The 3,205-nt window shown below is 37.7% G+C and carries 1 pseudogene; it reads left to right on the forward strand.

The window, feature by feature from the left end:
* Positions 1–3,205: pseudogene (locus ACOSP6_RS00880) on the forward strand (hypothetical protein); the annotation flags it as partial.

Genomic DNA, 3,205 nt, shown 5'->3' on the forward strand with positions numbered 1-3,205 from the left:
ATTGTGATGGTACAGGAAATGCGACTATTACCCCAACAGATCCGAGTTACACTTATACCTTAGGAGCAACTACACAGACTTCGAATGTGTTTAATAATTTAGCAGTTGGTAATCATACAATTACAGTTGATTACGGAAGTGACTGTACTACTGATGTTATTGTAACAATCGATGCAAATCAAGAATTTCAAGCTCAATTGGTAGTAGCTAGTGTTACAGATGCTACTTGTAATGGGGGAAGTGATGGTGAGTTCTCAATGAACGTATTAAACTTTACAGGAACTTATGAATATAGTACTGATGGAGGTGCTACATATACAACAACTTCTACTTCTCCGATAACTGTAACAGGTCTTTCAGCTGCTACTTATGATGTTAGAATTAGGCCAGATGCTGCATCTTCAGCTTGTGAAAGAACACTTTCAGTTACGATAGGTGAGGCAACTCCTGTTGTTGCTAATGCAACAATAACAAAAGAGGTTACTTGTAATCCAGCAACTGGTGCAACAATTGAACCTAGTGCTTCTGGAGGAACAGGACCTTATACATATCAATTAGATGGAGTTGGAGCATTCCAAACAGGATCATTCACAGATGTTGCTGCTGGAGCTCACACGATTATAGCTCAAGATACCAACGGATGTTTATCAGTTCCGTTCAACATAACAGTTAATCCAATTACTACTGTTGCATTTGATGCAGTACCAACAAATTGTTACGATGGAACTAATGGTGAAATAGTAGTGACTGTAACATCAGGTAATGGTGATTATCAATATATCTTAAACGGAGGAGCTCCTCAAGTTCCAGGGGCTTCTACTTATACCTTTACAGGTTTAGGAGCCGGTTCATATACAATTGATGTAATTGACGGAAGAGGATGTACAACTACACAATTAGTTAGAGTAATTAATGATGAATTAATTGCATCTGTTGATGTTATTGACGCAAGTTGTAATAATGGATCTATTACTGTAAATGCATTAGGAGGAGATGGCTCTTATGTATACTCGGTAACTGCAGCAGGAGCTGGAACACCAGCAGATGGTACTTTTAGTACTACAAACCCTATAAGTTTAGCAGCTGGTACTTATGATGTTTATATTAGAGATAATGGGGGTGCGGCAGGATATTGTGAAACAGTAGTTACGAATGTTACAATTAATACAGTAACGACTGTATCAATATCTCTAACAGATACGCAGCCTACATGTAATGGAGATACAGGAAGCATTGAAGTAACTATATCAGATGGACTTTCTCCACATGATTTATCAATAACAGATGGAGTTACTACCACTAACGTGACTGATTTTACAGGAACAAGTTATACATTTACTAATTTATCAGCGGGAAGCTATACAGTAACTATTACTGATGATTTAGGTTGTACGGATTCAGCTTCTGTTACACTAACAGACCCACCATTATTAACTGCAACTATTGATCCTATTGTTCCTCCTTGTGGAACTCCTTTTGTAGGAAATGAATCATTATTTGGATTTGAATTTACAGGATATCCATCAGTGGCACCATATACAATCGAGTTTAGTTCGGATAATGGTGCTACATGGCAAGCTTCAGACACATTTACAGGAATAAATTTAGGTACAGAAGTATATCCTGCTATTCGTATTGTGGATGGTGCCACTGTTCGTTGTTTAACAACATTTGCTCCTTATACAATACCTTTCCAGGTTTCTGGATTAATTGTAGATCCAGTAGCTAATCCTGGTACTTGTGTTGGAGGGTTTAGTGTAACTGTAGAAGCAATTAATGGTGTAGGACCTTTTGAATTTGCTATTGATGATCCTACAATTTGGTTTGCACCAGATGCACCAGATCCTAGAACGTTAACTTTTACAGGTTTAACACCAGGTTTAACTTATACTTTCTATGTAAGAGATACAAGTACAGGATGTATCGAGCAAAATAATGAAGATGTATATGATACATTTACTCCTGGAGTATTATTAGTTGGTACTGCTGATAGCGATGATTGTGCTGGAGGACCACCTGATACTGGACAAATAACATTTACTATAACTAATACATCTGGGGATTTATCTGATCCTTTTGAATATACGTTATATCGTAGGGATGATGTTACAAATGCGGGCGTTGCTGTAGCTGGTTATACAGGGATAACCCAAAATGGTTTTGCAGATATCGTAGTTACTGGTTTATCAGCAGGCTTATATTATATTGAGACAACATCTCCTCCAACTAGTTGTTTATTTGGTAGTGAGGATGTTAGAATACTTGAAGGAGTTCCAATTACAGGTGATTTAACTGTAGTTGATAATATAACATGTAGTACTCCTGGTACTATAAGAATAGATAATGTAGTGGGTGGGTTCCCGCCTTACACATATTCTGTTGCATCGGTTACAAATGCTTCTACAGCTTCTATAAGTGGTAATGTTGTTCAGGTAGCTTACGGAGATGTAACTGATACTACATTACCAGTCAATGTAACGGTAACAATTACAGATAGTAATGGAAATAGTTGTACTACAGATATAGGTCCACAGGCTTTAACTGTTAGTCAACCACCAGTTTTAGAAGTAGCAGATGTGACTACTAGTACGTGTGGAGCTGATAAAAGTATTATCATTGATACAACTAACGGAGTTCAAACGATTGGAGGTACGGCACCTTATCAATATTCTATTGATGGAGGTACAACATTTAGTGCTCCAACAACAGACGTTACCTATACGGAAAATGGTTTAACACCTGGTTCTTATGATGTTATAATTCGTGATGCAAATGGTTGTACTAGTGCAACCGTTACAGCTACAATTTATGATGAGTTAGATTTTAATTTAGCGATACAACAAAATTTGAATTGTGTTCCGGGAGAAGCACTGATTAGAATTACTGTTGCTTCTGGTGCGAATTTAGGTGCTACAGGTAATTTCACATATACAATTAATGGTGTTGCGCCTACTGCGGATCCAGCCTTAACTTCTGGTAGCATTACTGGTACGGATACATTTACAGATCATACTGTTACTACCGATGGTACTTACGAAGTTGTTGTAACGGACGTTACATCAGGATGTATTGTAACAAGACAAATCACTGTTGCTCCAGCAATAACGCCTGTGTTTACAGCAGTTGCAGTGGACAATGCGAATTGTGATGGAAGTAGTGCGGGAGTTATAGAGATGACTGCTACGGATAATGGATTATTACCATT

Origin of the sequence: Tenacibaculum sp. MEBiC06402, from assembly GCF_049239625.1 — a bacterium.
Classification (GTDB): domain Bacteria; phylum Bacteroidota; class Bacteroidia; order Flavobacteriales; family Flavobacteriaceae; genus Polaribacter.